Origin of the sequence: Pseudomonas sp. Pseusp88, assembly GCF_047303955.1 — a bacterium.
Lineage (GTDB): Bacteria > Pseudomonadota > Gammaproteobacteria > Pseudomonadales > Pseudomonadaceae > Aquipseudomonas.
Map to the genome: position 1 here is coordinate 134,758 of NZ_JBGLYM010000013.1, position 16,341 is coordinate 151,098.

At 58.7% G+C, this 16,341-nt stretch carries 12 protein-coding genes; 6 read left to right on the plus strand and 6 right to left on the minus strand.

The window, feature by feature from the left end:
* Positions 1–326: 326 nt before the first annotated feature.
* Positions 327–1,205 (minus strand): LysR family transcriptional regulator, encoded by an 879-nt coding sequence (locus ACCD02_RS17810; protein ID WP_413304411.1) that lies wholly within the window; start codon positions 1,203–1,205, stop codon positions 327–329.
* A gap of 204 nt (positions 1,206–1,409) precedes the next feature.
* Here ACCD02_RS17810 and ACCD02_RS17815 point away from each other — a divergent pair, with 204 nt between their 5' ends.
* Genes ACCD02_RS17815 through ACCD02_RS17825 form a run of 3 tightly spaced genes read left to right on the plus strand, consistent with a single transcriptional unit; the run spans position 1,410 to position 4,363 of the window.
* A complete protein-coding gene (locus tag ACCD02_RS17815; protein ID WP_413304413.1) occupies positions 1,410–2,702 on the plus strand; it encodes a CitMHS family transporter in 1,293 nt (430 codons plus the stop codon).
* Entirely contained in the window at positions 2,703–4,058 is a 1,356-nt protein-coding gene (locus tag ACCD02_RS17820; RefSeq protein ID WP_413304416.1) for an acyclic terpene utilization AtuA family protein, read from the plus strand.
* A complete protein-coding gene (locus ACCD02_RS17825) occupies positions 4,055–4,363 on the plus strand; it encodes a hypothetical protein (RefSeq protein WP_413304419.1) in 309 nt (102 codons plus the stop codon). The genes ACCD02_RS17820 and ACCD02_RS17825 overlap by 4 nt, the downstream gene beginning before the upstream one ends.
* Before the next feature lie 54 nt (positions 4,364–4,417).
* On the opposite strand, the gene ACCD02_RS17830 is transcribed toward ACCD02_RS17825, so the two are convergent.
* The 3 genes from ACCD02_RS17830 to ACCD02_RS17840 all read right to left on the minus strand — a co-directional run bounded on the left by ACCD02_RS17830 (position 4,418) and on the right by ACCD02_RS17840 (position 8,106).
* Positions 4,418–5,122: a DUF3142 domain-containing protein gene (locus ACCD02_RS17830; RefSeq protein WP_413304421.1), complete on the minus strand. Its 705-nt coding sequence runs from the start codon at positions 5,120–5,122 to the stop codon at positions 4,418–4,420.
* A gap of 5 nt (positions 5,123–5,127) precedes the next feature.
* The gene (locus ACCD02_RS17835) at positions 5,128–7,323 is read right to left on the minus strand and encodes an outer membrane assembly lipoprotein YfiO (RefSeq protein ID WP_413304423.1); all 2,196 of its coding nucleotides are present in this window, start codon (positions 7,321–7,323) and stop codon (positions 5,128–5,130) included.
* A 243-nt stretch (positions 7,324–7,566) separates the two neighbouring features.
* Positions 7,567–8,106, minus strand: coding sequence for a cytochrome b (locus tag ACCD02_RS17840; protein WP_413304425.1), 540 nt, complete (start codon positions 8,104–8,106; stop codon positions 7,567–7,569).
* Between the two features lie 521 nt (positions 8,107–8,627).
* Between ACCD02_RS17840 and ACCD02_RS17845 the strand changes: the two genes are divergently transcribed.
* A complete protein-coding gene (locus tag ACCD02_RS17845; protein WP_413304427.1) occupies positions 8,628–9,752 on the plus strand; it encodes a hypothetical protein in 1,125 nt (374 codons plus the stop codon).
* A gap of 34 nt (positions 9,753–9,786) precedes the next feature.
* Here the strand turns inward: ACCD02_RS17845 and ACCD02_RS17850 are convergent, their stop codons facing one another.
* Positions 9,787–11,094 carry a methyl-accepting chemotaxis protein gene (locus tag ACCD02_RS17850; RefSeq protein ID WP_413304430.1) on the minus strand — a complete coding sequence of 436 codons (1,308 nt, stop codon included), beginning with the start codon at positions 11,092–11,094 and terminating at the stop codon, positions 9,787–9,789.
* Positions 11,095–11,496: 402 nt separating this feature from the next.
* Here ACCD02_RS17850 and ACCD02_RS17855 point away from each other — a divergent pair, with 402 nt between their 5' ends.
* Entirely contained in the window at positions 11,497–12,525 is a 1,029-nt protein-coding gene (locus ACCD02_RS17855) for a Gfo/Idh/MocA family oxidoreductase (protein WP_413304432.1), read from the plus strand.
* 132 nt (positions 12,526–12,657) lie between these two features.
* Here the strand turns inward: ACCD02_RS17855 and ACCD02_RS17860 are convergent, their stop codons facing one another.
* Positions 12,658–14,826, minus strand: coding sequence for a methyl-accepting chemotaxis protein (locus ACCD02_RS17860; RefSeq protein WP_413304435.1), 2,169 nt, complete (start codon positions 14,824–14,826; stop codon positions 12,658–12,660).
* A 1,059-nt stretch (positions 14,827–15,885) separates the two neighbouring features.
* On the opposite strand from ACCD02_RS17860, the gene ACCD02_RS17865 reads away from it, so the two are divergent.
* A complete protein-coding gene (locus tag ACCD02_RS17865) occupies positions 15,886–16,290 on the plus strand; it encodes a TraR/DksA family transcriptional regulator (RefSeq protein WP_259102222.1) in 405 nt (134 codons plus the stop codon).
* Positions 16,291–16,341 lie beyond the last annotated feature (51 nt).

The window sequence follows — 16,341 nt, forward strand, 5'->3', positions numbered from 1 at the left end:
CATCCGAGGTAAATGCTTTAAAGTGTTTCGCTTCGTTGCGTGCCTTGGGCTTCTGTCAACGAAACAATGTGTAACATAATGATACTCATTATTGAATGCGCATAGTTGTTTTTTTGCAAAGGTTTCGTATTCCACTTGCGTTCAGGTGCCATTCAGTTGACCTGAGTCAGCTAGACGGGAGTGAATCCTGTGGGAGCGAATTCATTCGCGAAGGCTGCATTGCGGGCGATACATATCCGTCGGATGCTCTGGCCTATTCGCGAATGAATTCGCTCCCACAGATTTGCGCAATAGCAGTAGCGGGCGATGCACCTACTAGAAGTTCGTCACCTCAACTGTTTCAACAGCTCGACAAACCGCTGCGCCGCCGGGCTCAGGCTGTGCCCCACGCGGGTAATCAGGCCAATCTCCCGCGCCACATCCGGATGATCCACCGGCACCCGCACCAGCTCGCCACGGCCTTCGTCGGCGGATTCCGGCAGCAGGGTCATCCCCAGACCCTGACGCACCAAGGCCAGTACCGTTGACATGTAGTTGGCTTCCAGGCCCGGCATCAGGTTCAGGTCTGCACTGGCGAACAACTGCTCCACGCGCTCGCGCACACTGCTGTCGCGCCCGGTGAGGATGATCGGCTGACCGGCCAGGGCCGCCAGTTTCACCGAGTTTTCCTGCGCCAACGGGTGGTCGGCGGGAACGAACAGGCATAAGCGGTCGACCCATACCACTTCAAAGTCCAGACCGTGGCCCATGCGCGCCCGTACACCGAGGCCGAAATCCACTTCGCCTTCGCGCACTAACGCATCGATACGCTGCGCTACTACGTCGCGCAGACGTACTTCCACGCCGGGAAACTGCTCGCGGAACGCGCGCAGAACAGGTGGCAGCACGCTGGAGCACATCGACGGCAACGCCGCCAGGGTCACCACGCCGCGGCGCAACGCCGCCAGATCGCGCGAGCCGCTGACGATGTTGTCCAGGTCCAGCAAGAGCTTTTCCATGGGCCCGAGCATGTTCTGCCCGGCCGCCGTCAGGCTGACCTGACGCGGGCTGCGTTCGAGCAGGACCACGCCGAGCCAGTCCTCCAATTGCTGAATCTGCACGGTCAGGGCCGAGGGCGACAGGTTCAACTGGATCGCCGCCTTGGTAAAGCTGGCGCTGTGGGCGACGGCGAGAAAGGCGCGGATGTGCTGGATGGAGTTTTTCATAGCAATCTCATGGCATGCGCCGATGGGTAGGAACTGCCCAAGGCCGCGAAGGCGGTGTATCAGGGAAACCGGTTCGCAGCCTTCGGCAGCTCCTATAGGAAACATTCTGATTTTTCGAATGTGAAGCAGTGAACATTTCAATTTACAAAGCATACCCCGCTTTCAATACTCGCTGAAAACAACAATGAAAAACGGGATCTACCCATGCTCGCCACCCTAGGTGTCATCACGATTCTCAGTTTGCTCACCGCCGTCATGAGCAAGCGCCTTTCCCCCCTGGTTGCCCTGATCGCCTTGCCGATCATTGCCGCATTGCTCGGCGGCTTCGGCCTGCAGACCAGTGCCTTCATCATTAGCGGCATCAAGAACGTCGCCCCGGTGGTCGGCATGTTTGTCTTCGCCATCCTGTTCTTCGGGGTGATGACCGATGCCGGCATGCTCGATCCGATCATCGACCGTATCCTGCGCACCGTTGGTACGCGGCCGACACGGATTGTCATGGGCACGGCGCTGCTGGCCCTGTTGGTGCATCTGGATGGCTCCGGGGCCGTGACCTTTCTCGTTACAGTGCCGGCCATGCTGCCGCTGTATATAAGGCTGGGCATGGACAAGCGCATCCTCGCCTGCATCGCGGCGATGGCGGCGGGGGTTAATTTTCTGCCATGGACCGGCCCGGTGCTGCGCTCGTCGGCAGCCTTGCATGTGCCGGTGGCCGAGCTGTTCCAGCCGTTGATTCCGGTGCAGATCGTTGGCCTGTTATTCGTCTTCGCCTGTGCCTGGTGGCTGGGACGTCGTGAAGAGCGGCGCCTCGGGCTGGGCGCCGATGCGCCGGTAGACGTCGTGCCGCAACGGCTGCTCAGTGCTGAAGAAGAGGTGCTGCGTCGGCCGCGATTGTTCGTGCTTAATCTGGTGCTTACCGTGTTGGTCATGGCGGTGATGATTGCCGGTTGGGTCGACCCGGTGGTGATGTTCATGCTCGGCACCGTCGTCGCCCTGTGCATCAACTACCCCAATGTCGACGCCCAGCGCGCGCGCATCGACGCTCATGCAAAGACCGCCCTGACCATGGCCAGTATTCTGCTCGCTGCCGGGGTGTTCACCGGCATCATGCAAGGCACCGGCATGCTCAAGGCCATGGCCGAAGTGGCGGTGGCGCAGATTCCGGCCGGGCATGGCCAACTGATTCCTGCCGTGGTGGGTTTCCTGTCGATGCCATTGAGTCTGTTGTTCGATCCGGACTCCTTTTATTTCGGCGTGATGCCGGTGATTGCCGAGGTCGGCAAGGCCCTGGGTGTCGAGCCGCTGCAAGTGGCCCAGGCCTCGCTGTTGGGCGTGCATACCACCGGTTTCCCGGTCAGCCCGCTGACCCCCGCGACCTTCCTGTTGGTGGGCCTGTGCAAGGTTGAACTGGCCGATCACCAACGCTTCACCATCCCTTTCCTGTTTGCCGCGTCGGTGTTGATGACCCTGACGGCATTGCTCCTGGGAGTGTTCTGAATGAAAAGCCTACGCATCGGTTCCGGCGCCGGTTATTCCGGTGACCGCATTGAACCGGCGGTTGAACTGGCCGAGCACGGCGGGCTGGATTACCTGGTCTTCGAATGCCTGGCCGAGCGCACCATCGCCCTGGCCCAACAGGCGCGTTTGAGTGATCCCGAAGCTGGATACGACCCTTTGCTCAGCGAGCGCATGCGCCGGGTGCTGCCCTTTGTCGGGGCTGGCCGCGGGCGGCGTCTGCGGCTGATCACCAATATGGGCGCGGCCAACCCTCTGGCTGCGGCGCGGGAAGTGCGGCGCATTGCCCGTGAGCTGGGTCTGCATGGCCTCAAGGTCGCGGCCATTACCGGTGATGATGTGCTCGATACCCTAAAGCGCGACCCTGAACAGGTGCTGGATAACGGCGCGACCCTGGCCTCCCTCGGTGAACGATTGATTTCGGCCAACGCCTACCTGGGCGCCGAAGGCATTGTCGAAGCCTTGCGTGCCGATGCAGACGTGGTGATCACCGGGCGTGTGGCCGACCCGTCGCTGTTCCTTGCGCCGCAGTTGTTCGAGTTCGGTTGGGCGAGCGATGACTGGGCGCGGTTGGGGCGCGGTACGCTGATCGGCCATTTGCTCGAATGTGCCGGGCAGATCAGCGGCGGATACTTCGCCGACCCCGGTTGCAAGGACGTGCCCGATCTGGCGCGGCTGGGTTTTCCCCTGGCCGAGGTCAACGAACGGGGCGAGGCGACCATCAGCAAGGTCGCCGGCAGTGGCGGGCGCATCGATACCGCCACTTGCACCGAACAGATGCTCTATGAAGTCCACGACCCGGCGGCGTATCTGACGCCGGATGTCAGCGCGGATTTCACCGGGGTATCGTTTGAAGCGCAGGCGCCGGATCAGGTAAAGGTCAGCGGTGCCGATGGGCGCGAGCGGCCGCAGAGCCTCAAGGTTTCGGTGGGCTATCTCGACGGCTGGATCGGCGAAGGGCAGATGTCCTACGGCGGATCGGGCGCAGTCGCACGGGCCCAACTGGCGCGGCAAGTGGTGCTGGAACGCCTGCAACTGATGGGCGTGGTCTATGACGAGCTGCGTGCGGAACTGATCGGCGTTGATAGCCTGCATGGCGGCGAGTTGGGCGCCCGGGCCCATGGCGAGCCCTGGGAAGTGCGCCTGCGCGTGGCCGCCCGTTGCGCCGACAAGGCCGAAGCGGTGCGCGTGGCCAACGAAGTCGAAACCCTCTACACCAATGGCCCCTACGGCGGCGGTGGCGCAAGCAAAAGCCTGCGTCAGGTGGTAGCGGTGGCATCGCTATTCCTGGCGCGCAACGCCGTCACCGTGGCCGTCCATATGGAGGCAGCATTATGAAACTGCGTGAAATGGCCCACTCCCGCACCGGGGACAAGGGCGATACCTCGAACATTTCCCTGATTGCCTACCGCGCCGAAGACTACCCGCGCCTGGTCGAGTTGCTGACGGTGGAGCGGGTCAGCGCCTATTTCGCTGAACTGCTCGACCCGGCTGCGGCGCCGATTCGTCGCTATGAGCTGCCGAACGTTCACGCGCTCAACTTCGTGTTGCCCGGCATCCTGCGCGGCGGCGTGACCCGTTCCCTGGCGCTGGATGCCCATGGCAAGGCATTGGGCGCTGCGTTGCTGGATATGGACATCTGATGCTTGTGACCTTGTGGGACCGGCTTTAGCCGGTCCCACATTGTTTCTCTGTGATCACGGATTCTGCAAAAACACCACATATCCCCTGAACCACTCGCTGCCCTGCAAATACCCTGGCGCTTGCCATTCACCGCCCTGGATCAGGCCGATCTTATAAGGCAGGCCCAGGCGGTTGATGCGTGGCAGGTAAGCGCCGTAATCGGGGATGCTGTGGCGGCCCTGGTAGGTCTGCACCACCACTTCATCGACCACGCCCTTGAGCTGGCCGATGGCCGCCGGGTCGGCGTTGCTGCTCCAGTCCATCAGGCCGGTGATGCTCAGGCGGTATTCGCCGGGCAGGCGCTGGCGCAGGTCGCGCAGGAATTCGACGTATTCATTCAGATAGCGGGTGCGCGCATCGAAGTCGATCTGAATGCCGACGACATGATTACCTGCCCGTTTCCAGCGCTCAACCTGTCCGAACAGTTGCCGGTAGACCGATTCCGGCCAGTGCAGGGTGTGGGCGCGATAGACGATCCACAGGTCTGGTTGGGGCAGGGCCTTGACGCTCATGCCCTGGGCAATGAAGTTGACCCGCTGTTGCGGGTCACGCTTGGCAATGCTGATCTGCCCTTGCAGCAGATACAGGGTTTTGGCCTTGGCCAGCACCGGCTGGCCGTTGACCCCGCCCCATAGCCAGAAGGCGTCGTAGTCCCGTGCATCCACGGCCGCTGTTACTGACGTCGAGAGCAGCAACAGCAGCCAGGCCAGCAGGCGCATCCGGCTTACCAATAGAACTGCAGGGATTTGCCCCAGCTTGTGTCGGCGTAGGTGGTTTTCAGTTGTCGGAACCAGGCCTTGCGCGTGGCCGGTTCGACTTCCTTGCCGCCGCAGCTGTTATTGCCGGACGGCGCGTAGCAGTTGATGGCGCGGAACAGCGCATAGGCCTGGTCCTTGTGCTCGGCCTTGCTGTTACCGATCACCTGCTTGTAGCCTTCCAGGCGCGAGAACACTTCCCCTGCATAACCCGGCGCAGTGCCGCCAAGGCGGTCGGCGTTCCGGCGCTGGTCCAGGCTCATACCGTCCAGGCCGTTGCGCAGGATGAACTCACCCTGGCACAGCAGACCTTTGGGGTCCTTGGCGTCCTTTTGCAGGCGCGCGGCGATTTCCGGCAGGCTCGGGCAGACATAGCCGGAATCGGCCTTATCGCCGTTCCACTGGAACAGGGTCAGGCTGTAGCTGCTGTAGCTGTCACCCAGGGCGTAGCCGAGTTTTTCTTCCGACGGCTTGGCGGGCAGGCGCTTCACGTCTTCAATGTAGGCGGCGTACTGGCTGCGCATCAGGTCTTTATAAAGCAGCACGAACAGCGCGGTATTGCGTTCGGTTTCGCTGATACCTTTGGTGACTTGCTGGCGCAGAAGGTCCGCATCGGCGACCTGGCGTAACAGGGTATAACGCACCTGCTCAGCCTTGATCGGCGAGCCTTCGGCAAAGACCTTGGACAGCTGCTGATCACGCTCGTAGTTCATGGCCAGGGCCAGTTCCAGCTGATCCTGTTGCAGCGGTTGGGCGTTCAGTGGCATCAGTTGCAGCCACAGTGAGGCGGCGCCCTTGAAATCCTGTTTGGCCTCCATGGCCAGACCGCGCAGGGTTTGCTGGCTGAAGGCCAGGTAATTGAGTTTTTCCGGCAGCTTGGTCGGCAACAGCTTGAGGGCGGCATCCGGATCATTGCCGACATAGAACGCCTGAGCGGCCTGCAGGTAGCTGAACAGCTCAGGCTGCTCGGTGAAGGTGGCTTTCTGTGCCAGCAGTTGCTCGCGGGTCAGCTTGGTTTTCGACTGTTCGCGCATCCACATCAGGTCGTTGAGCGCGGCCACCAGGTAGGATTTTACCGGCTGGGTATTGGTCGAGATCAGCTTGGCATCGGCTTCCTGTACCAGATTATCGAGGTATTCCTCGTCACGCTCGTTATCGCCAGTACCGAAGAACTCGTTCTGGTAATCCTCGGCAAGCTTGTCGGTCTCGGCGCCCAGCCAGTGTACGCGGCGCAAAAGCCCGGTGGCAGAAGTGGAGTAGTAGCCGAACGGATCGTTGTCGACATAAGCCTTGAAGCCGTCTTCGGCACGCTTGAGCGCTGCCTTGTCGACTTTGCTGCGGTCCAGGTCGCCATATTCGGTGAGGGCATTTTCCTGGGCGATATTGAGCTCGGTACGCGCCACCATATAGACGGCGGTTTCATGCAGCCATGGCAGCGGCGTATCGGTGACGGCGGTGAAGCCCTGTTTGGCCTCATCGAAGCGGCCGCTATAGAAATCGCCGGCGGCCTTGAGGTATTGCACCAGCTCCTTGGCTGATGCCGAGTTCATGTCGGCGGGCAACAGGGCCTGTAATTGTTCGGGCTCCCAGGAACAGGCTTGCAGCATTTTCATGCGCGCACTGGCCAGTGCCTGGCGCTCACTGTCCGACAGATTAATGCTCTCGACCACCTGATTCACAAAGCTCAGTGCGCTGTTATTGTTGTTGCTCTGACAGCGACTGCCTTCACCCTGGATCAGATCGGCCGAACTATTGGCAATCTCTTCGCGCTGGATATGCAGCTTGGCCAGCGCCTTATCCAGAATGCTGCTGACCGAGTCATCAACGGTGGCAGTACTGGTCTCGCCTTCGCTCAGCGGCGGGGAGGCCAGGCTCAGTTCCAGGCGCGACAGGGCAAAGGGCACCTCGCCATAGCCTTCGGCCAGGTCATCCTTGGTCAGAGGGTTGGGCGTGACCTGCATGGAATCGCCCGTGGCCAGCAACAGGCGCAGATTGACCTGGCTGTCGTTGCCGGGGCTGAGGAAGGCCAGATTGCTGCATGCGTCGTAATTTTTCTTGAGCATGGAAAAACTTGGCGAACACGAGTCATCGCTACTGGCATGGGCCTGGGCACAAACGGTTGCACTGATGGCAAGGGTCAGGGAAGTCAGCAAGGGGGAGCGCATGGAAGGTCCTTTCCGATACAGCCTGGAGGGCGGGATGGTCGCGGTCATTGGCGCTGGCGATGATACCTGCGGCACTGGCAAGGCTGTGGAGGTGTAACCAAATATTTTTCAAAAATGAGAGCTACTGAACACGCGTACGTCGACCCGGTTGGAGCGAGCTTGTTCGCGTCGTATCTGATACACCGCGTCAGGCCTGCTCGCCAACATGTTGGTTACCACAGTGTCCACTCGCTTGACTGAGGTCTAAAGCATGCGTTTGAGGGTATCGTCCTTGCGTACCAGATGATGCCAGAGTGCCGCGACGGCATGCAGGCCAATCACCCAGTAGAAAATGCTGGCCAGCAACTTATGCACATCTTCGAATCTTTCCGCCAGCCGATCGGAGGTGGGAAAGGGCGAGGGGATTTGCAGGTCCGTTAATGGAATTGGCAGCGCGCCGTTTTCGATGACGACCGCCAGCAGGCCGAGGATCGGTTGGATAAAGAGAAAGGCGTACAGCGCGTAGTGGGTCAGGGTAGTGGCCCGACGCAGCAGGGTTTGCAGCGGCGGATTGATTGGCGGCGGCGCTTGGCGACGACGCTCTGCTACGCGAAAGAAGGCCATGGCCAGCAAGAGCAGGCCGGTCCAGAAGTGGCTATGCACGACAAAGGCCCGTACGGGTGATGATTTGCCAAACTCGACGCGGCTGAGGATCAGCACATAGGCCAATACGACCAGCGCCGCCATGCTCCAGTGGAACCAGCGGGCTTTGGCATTGTAGCGGTGGGCCGAAGGTGTGTTCACAAATCGGATGTCCTGATCGGGTAACGAAAATGCCGGTTTTTCAAGCTTGCAGGCGGTAAGGCAAGCCCCATGCCTTTTCCTCGCGTCGTCATGATGGCAGAAGTATTCAATATATCGGCAAAATTTATACAGGCATTAGCCCGAACTACAACAATTGTAGAATCATGGCTGTTTGATACTTATTGAGTTATTAATCAATTGACTGGCAATCAAGCTGACAGGCGCGCCTGTAGTTGACATGCTTTGTAATAGGTCGCATGGTTACAGGCGTGGTTAGTTGTAAAGAACGCCACTATTCAAGACTAATTCCGCGCTCAATAAGTCAGCTTGTTGTCTGGGCGTTACATTCAGTTGAGTGGAACTGCCACGATGAGTTTGCTGCACCTTTCCCTTCTGACAGTTCATCCTGTGGATTACCTCCGCCCGCTGTCTGCCTGCAAAAGGGGCCGCGCTTCACAGAATAAGTAATGATAATGATTCTTGCAATGGATGTTGTTTGATACAGCGTCGAGGAATGACTTGTGGAAAAAAAGAAACTTCTTATCGTGGGCGCTGGACAGTTAGGGCGTCAGATTCTGCAAATACTGGCCCCGCGTAATGTCTTTATCTTCTATGTCGCCCACCGCAAGCTGGAAAACGCGCAGCGTATATGTAATCTGGTCCGCCAGGGGTGCCTGCAGATAGGGGTTAGTTGTGTGCTGCACCCGGTCGCCCTGGAACTGGGTACAAGTCAGATCGACGAGAACGCCGCAGTGATCGCCCGTATCAGGCCTGACATTATTTTGAACTGCGCCTCGCTGCAGCCATGGCGTTGGCTGCGTGATTTGCCTGCGCCTCTATATGCGGCCCTTGAGCAAGCACAATTGGGGCCGTGGCTGCCCATGCATCTGGCTCCGGCCTATGACCTGATGCGCGCAGTGGTGAGTTCGCGGGTCAAGGCGCTGACCGTGAATGCGGCTTACCCCGATGTGGTCAATGTGGTGCTGGACAAGGTGGGCCTGGCGCCGCATGTCGGGGTGGGCAATGTTGCCAATCTGATACCGGCCATGCGTATGGCGATTGCCCGTCTGGCGCTATGTGACAGCCAGCGGGTGCAGGTCAAGCTGGCGGCTCAGCGTTTCCTCAGCCATCACCTGACCAGGGTAGGTATACCGACTCAGGCGCATTACCGCCTTTCCTACCGAATCGATGGCAAGGACTGTACGGGAACGTTCGACGACGCGCTCATCTTCAACGGCGTCTGCACGCATTTTCGCAGCCTGGACGATCAGTTTCTGACGGCGGCTTCGGCAGTCAGCGTGGTGGAAAACCTGTTTTCCCTGGATGAAACTGAAACTCATGCACCGGGGCCCCATGGCTTGCCGGGTGGTTATCCGGTGCGCATTGGCATGGGGCAGGTGTTGTTGTCATTGCCTTATGGCGTATCGCGTAGCGAGGCTATCAGCGTCAATCACCTGGGCCAGTGTCAGGATGGCATTAGTGAAGTGCATGCCGATGGTCGCGTGTCGTTCGAAAGCGAGCAGATGGCGGTCATGGAAACCGTGTTGGGCTATTCGATTCAGTGCATGCACCTGACAGATGTGCATGACTGGGCCGAGGAGCTGGGGCGCAAATATCAGGAATTGGTCAATGACAAGCGTGGCTGAAGCCCGCCTGTAAAGCGAGCCTCAGCCATCCGGATCATTGTTGGGCAAAGATGCGCACCGCATCCACGGCATTGTTGGTGCCCTGGCTGATTTGTACGATCACGGACCCGGCCTGATCCGCCAGGCCGACACCTTTGGTCGCACTGCTGCGAGTGTTATCCATACTGTCGATGGCCTGCTGCGTCTCGCTCTGGATCATGCCAATCATTTCCGAGATCTCTGCCGTCGAGCGGCTGGTACGCCCGGCCAATTGGCGTACCTCGTCGGCGACCACCGCAAAACCGCGGCCCTGATCCCCCGCGCGGGCAGCCTCGATGGCGGCGTTGAGGGCCAGCAGGTTGGTTTGTTCGGCGATGCTGCGAATGGTGTTGACGATGGCGGTAATTTGCTCGGAGCGCGAACCCAGTTGGGCGATGATGCGTGAGGAGTCCTCGATATTGGAGGAGATTTGACGCATTTCGCTGGCGGCCTGTTGGATCACTTCCGTGCCTTGTTCGGTGACTTTCTGGGTCTCCACGGAAATATGGTACGCCTGCGCCGCGCTGTGGCTGTCCTGTTCGTGTTTTTCAACTCGTGAGGTGATATCGGAAGCAAACTTGATGATTTTGCATAACTTGCCGCTGGCGTCATACACCGGATTATAAGTCGCCTCAAGCCAGAGGGTCTGGCCGTTGCGGCCGACACGCTTGAATTGGCCACTAAAGAATTCGCCCTTATTCAGTCGGCGCCAGAAGTCTGCGTAGTCGGAACTGCCGGAAACTTCAGGCGGGCAGAGCTGCCGATGGTTCTTGCCGATCAACTCGGCGGCGCTGTAACCGACCAACTGCAACAGGTTCTTATTGGCGGACAAGATACGCCCTTCCAGATCGAACTCGATCACGGCCATGGCCCGATCGAGGGCTTCGAGCTTGTTCCTGGCGTATTGTTCGGCCTCGATACGCTCGGTGACATCCAGAGCGTACTTGACCACCTTGAGCACCTTGCCGGATTCGTCCTTGACCGGGTTGTAGGTCGCCTCAAGCCAGACGGTACGACCGTCTGCGGCGATCCGACGAAAGGTCTCGGAGACAAAGTCACCGGCGCGCAGGCGTGCCCAGAACTGTTTATAGGCAGCGCTCTGGGCTTCTTCGGGAGCGCAGAACATGCGATGTTCGCGGCCGATTACATCTTCACGACGGTAGCGCATGGTGGCCAGGAAGTTGTCGTTGGCACTCAGTACGACTCCATTTAGATCGAACTCAATGGTGGCCATTGAACGATTGATAGCGTGCAGCAGGCTCGCTTGTTGATCGACGGTCTGCTGAAGTACGGCCAACTCTTTCTTATAGGATGTGAAGAACATGGTAATGGCCCGACAAATAATGAGAATAAGGGGGGTGTCCAGCTTAATGGCCGATGAACGGTCGGCCTCAGGCTTCTCCTTATGCCATGTGGCCATCATAGGGTGGAGGCTAGAGTTTTGTACAACTAATTGTAGATAGTATTTTAGTTGTAATGGCTGGGCGCTCCTTTGAGTGCTTTTACAGGAGTAAGACGCAGTATTTAAGGGTGGATGCCCGATTTTTTTGACTTTGTGCCGGTAAAATGGCGTCAATATTGTGAGCTGTTTCGAGAAGGATGCACAGGTTTTGTGATTTCTTGTACAGGTTTTGTATAGGATTATCCAGGCCTTTAGCCGTTATCCGTAAAGGGCAGTTTGTCGGTATTCTTCCAGCCCGATTCAGGTAAAGACAGGGAGCAAGCCATGCGGATTGGATTAGTGGGGTACGGCAAGGGCGGGCGATTTTTTCACGCCCCGTTGATCGCCAGTCTGCCGGACGCGACCTTTGTCGGCGTGGTCACCCGCTCTACCGAGCGCCGCCAGGAACTGCTGGCGGACCACCCTGGGGTAGCGGCCTTCGACAGTCTCGCCGAACTGGCCGCGGCCGGTGTCGATGCGGTGGCTATTTCCACTCCCCTGGCGACTCGCCGTGGGTTGATTCTGCAGGCCATCGAGCTTGGGCTGGCCGTGGTCAGCGACAAGCCCTTCAGCGCCGATGCCGCTCAGGCCCGGGAGTTGCTGGAGGCGGCTGAAAGACGCGGGGTGTTGCTGAGCGTCTATCAGAATCGACGCTGGGATTCGGATTTTCTGACCCTGCGCAAGCTACTGGCTGACGGCACTCTGGGCGTTATCAATCGTTTCGAGTCGAGCATCGAACGCTATTCGCCCCGTTCGGTGGGCAAGCTGGCCGGAGGTGGTGTCCTGCTTGATCTGGGCAGTCATCTGGTGGATCAAGCCCTGCAATTGTTCGGACCGGCGGTCAGGGTGTACGCCGAGCTGCAATACGCCAGCCCTCAACAACCTGTCGATCATGGCTTCTTTATAGCCTTGACTCATCGCAGTGGCGTCGTTTCGCATCTGTCGGGCAGTTGCCTGCAGAACGCGGCCAGGCCGCGCTTTCGCCTCAGCGGCAGTGAGGGCTGTTACAGCGTCCAGGGGTTGGACGGTCAGGAAGCCGCCGTATTGGCCGGGCTGACGCCGAAAACCGAGGGCCAACGCTGGGGCGTCGAGCCTCAAGCATGCTGGGGGTGGTTTGAGTTGGGCGAGCGACGCGAGGCAGTGCCTTCGCAACGGGGAGAGTGGTTGTCCTTCTATATGGCCTTCCAGCAGGCGTTGACCGGACAGGGCAGCAACCCGGTAACCCCGGAGGAGGTCCTGGCTAACGCGCAGGTGCTTGATGCGGCGCGCCTGAGTGCGTTGCAAGGGCGAGTGGTTAATCTGCCCGAATTGTAATGCGATCCAATGCAGGAGCCGGCTTGCTGGCGATAGCGATAGACCAGGCGACAACTGTGTTGTCTGAGCTGTTCCCATTGCCAGCAAGCCGGCTGCTGCGGATTTGTATTCCAGATTTATGGGTTGATTGCGTTACGACACCCGCGCCGCCTTGTGCGCCCCGCCACTGACTTCAAACTGCCCCACCAGTTTTTGCAACTTGTTGGCGTTGATGCGGACGGTCTCGGCGCTGCTTTGCAGGACCACGACGTTTTCGCGCATTTCACCGCAGGCACCGTCGACGCGGCGGATGGTTTTGCCGTAATCCAGGCTGCGTTCGCTGAGTTGCTGGATGATGCCGATCATGCTCTGCACTTCGTGATGCAGTTCGGCGTTGTCCGATGCGCCATCGACGCTGGAGCGCAGATGGTTGTCGACGTCCTGCACACCGCTTTCCATGAAGGCTACAGCCTGTTGGGTCTCACTTTGCAGGCCTTCGACCATCTGCCGGATTTCTTCGGCAGCGCTGGCGGTGCGCACGGCCAGCGAGCGGACTTCATCGGCGACTACGGCAAAGCCGCGGCCATGTTCCCCGGCCCGGGCCGCTTCGATGGCGGCATTGAGGGCGAGCAGGTTGGTCTGGTTGGTGATGTTGGTGATCAGGCCAATGATGTTACTGATCTGCGCCATTTTCGAGTCCAGCGACTGTACGCTGGAGGCCGACCGTTCGACCACGTCGCGAATCGACTGAGTGCCGACCCGCGCCGCCTCGTACTGCTCGCGGGCACGCAGCACCACGTCGTCCATGGCCCGCTTCATCTGTTCGGCTGTCAGCGAGGCCTGGCGGATTTCCTCCAGTTGGCCTTCGACGATGAGCATCATGCGATTGACCGCATCGGTGACTTCGCCGGACGTCAGCCCGGCTTCCTGGCTGCTGCCGAGCATGCGTTCGTTGGTCTTGCCCATGCTCTGGGAGGCGTGGATGACCTGGCCGACCACGGCATCCAGATTGTCTATGAAACTGTTGATCCAGCGGCCCATGTCACCGGTCTCGTCATTGACCATGGTGTCGGTGTCCAGGCGCTGGCGCAGGTTGCCTTCGCCTTCGGCAATGGTGCGGATCACTTCGGTCATACTGTTCATGCGTGCCGCCAGGCGTTTGGGCCCCAGGGACGAGAATGCCAGGGCGGTGACGCTCAGGCCGACCACCTTGGCCGCGTCGATCTGCCACTGGCTCCAGCCACTGAAGTGCTGCAACCCATAGTCAATCGCGAAGAAGCTGCCGATGGTCGCCAGGTAGGGTTTCATCAGGCCGTAGCTCAGGGAGCGGCGGCGGTAGACCTCTTCAAGGTCGGCCTCGCACATCATGCCCCAACGGTCCGGTGAGCCGGGCAACTGAAAGGTCACGCCCTTGCCGATCACCGGGATATGCCGGTAGTCGGCGTAGCCGGGGTAGGTGGTGAACAGGTTCGAGCCATTGCGAATGGTTTCCCGCACGCCGGGGTGCAATTGCTGGGTAGCCGGATCGGTGAAGCGCAGTTCCAGTTCGGTATGACGCTGGATGCGCACGGTGCCCCATTGGGTCTTGACGCCGTTGCGCAGGTTGTCGCCGTGGGTGAAGGCGTCGTCCTCGAAGCGAGAGCGCGACAGGGCGATGCCCGGCTGCACACTGGGGTCGAACACCGACTTGACCATGAACAGGTAGTTGTCGCCGGATTCGGGATAGACATGACCTGCCTCGCGCTGGATCAGATCACCCAGCACATCATTGGGTACACGCCCGCACAGACAGCCCACTACCTGGCCCCGGGCAAGCAGTGGCTGATAGAACATCAGCGTCACTTCGTCGTGAAAGCGTGACGAGGATGGGCCGATCTTCAGGGTCAGCGGATCAACGTAAGGTCCATGCAGAAACGGTTTCTTCAGGCCTTCAACCAGTGCTCGAAGGTTCGTGACCCTTTCGTCACTTTGCTCCGACGAAGTAGAAGCCAGGAGCAGTCCGTGGGGATTGACGACAAACAGCTCGGAAAAATCCGATGCCTGTTGCAGCTTATCCTGAAGCTGACGCAGGTCGATTTGCTCGATATCCCGGGCAATACCCACCGCCAGTTCTCCCAGATGGTCCCAGTACTCTTGTGTCCAGTGTTGCAACAGCTTGACCCGGGTTTCAGCTATGGATTCGAACGTACGCTCGATCACCGGGTAGATGGACTTGTTCAGCAGGCACGAGCGGCCCATGGCCAGTTTGCCGGTATTGCCAAACCAGGGCAGCCAACGCTTCTCAGCGGGGGAGAGCTGCATCGAATCACTACGCAGGGTCATGCTCAAAGCTCCAAGCCAGACATCAAGGGGCCATCAGCAAGGCAAAGAGCGCGCCACGAAAAAAAAGCTGATCACTCAGTTAGTTACATTTCGCTCTCGCTGGCAGGACAAAAAACGGCGCATGGAGACAACCGTTGAGCAGTGATATGTGAGGGTTGGTTGTCGGACAACCTTAAATGTTTCACCCATCAAATATCGACCCTGCCGGTGAAACTCCAACGCGAAGAGGCGGCAAGGGTTGCTGGCACTTGGCCCAATGAAACCAGGGTTGACAGGCTTAGTTCGGTTGAGCAGGTCGGGACAAAAGATTCCACTGAAAATAAAATCACAAACAAGAGAAAGCACTGTTTTTTATAACCAATTCAGCATCTTTTTTTAGGCGTCTCGAAAAGGTGTTTGTGCTGGTATAGACAAGTGATTCGACCGTTCGTCGGAACGAATTAGTCGCCGGGTATCGGCTCGTCTCGGTCAGGCGGGGGCTGAATGAGCCAGCATTGACAGATGGTTTGTTTGCATTGTTGTGGTGCAGAAAATTATAAAAAGGGAAATTTTGGTGCATTTTTATAAATTGATGGCGCGATGATTGTCTGCAAATGTCGCTTTTCGAGAAGCTTTTTTTTTAGCATAAAATATCTATTTATTTGCGCACTAAAATAGTGCGCATATATCGGGAGGAGAGACCCTGTGCTCGACCGATCTCCGTGATGGTTATGGCAAGTGGCTTTACCTTTATGGGCAGGGCCGCTTATATTCGGGGTTGTCATCAGAAGCCTTACCTGGCTTCAGAGTGTGTACACATCCTAAAGGGCCGATTTCGGCCCTTTTTGTGTTTTTGTCGCCAGGCTGGAACCGAACGCCTTGAATGCCCTCAAAGCCACGCGCTACAAGGCTTTTACGTTCAATCGCGTCAATTAGGTTGCCGATGACACAAGCCGGCCTTAGACTGCCGCCCCTCGTAAATTGAGTGCCAGGTGGCGCTTGGAGACTGTGGCGCTTTTACGGCAACGACGAGCCGCTCCCTAAATCGCCTTAATGCACGTTTTTTTTATAGAGAAATCAATGACAAAGGAAAAGTTGCTGGCCATGCCGGCCGATGACTACATGAATGCCGAACAGCACGCTTTCTTCGTCGAGCTGTTGCAGGGCATGAAGGTCGAAATCCACGAGCGTATCGAGCAGAGCCGCATCGCTATCGAGAGCCTGGATACACCTGCCGATCCTGCTGACGCTGCCTCCGTTGAAGAAGAGCGCCACTGGTTGGTCAATGTCATCGATCGTGATCAGCGCATGCTTCCACAGCTGGAAATGGCCTTGGCACGTATCGCCGATGACAGTTTCGGCTGGTGTGACGACAGCGGTGAGCCTATCGGCCTCAAGCGCCTGCTGATCAGCCCGACCACCAAATATTGCATCGAGGCGCAAGAGCGCCACGAGCAGATCGACAAGCACCAGCGCCAGGCCTGATTGGCCGCTGATTCACTGCTTGTCTGACCGACGCCGGGGGCCATCTGAGAT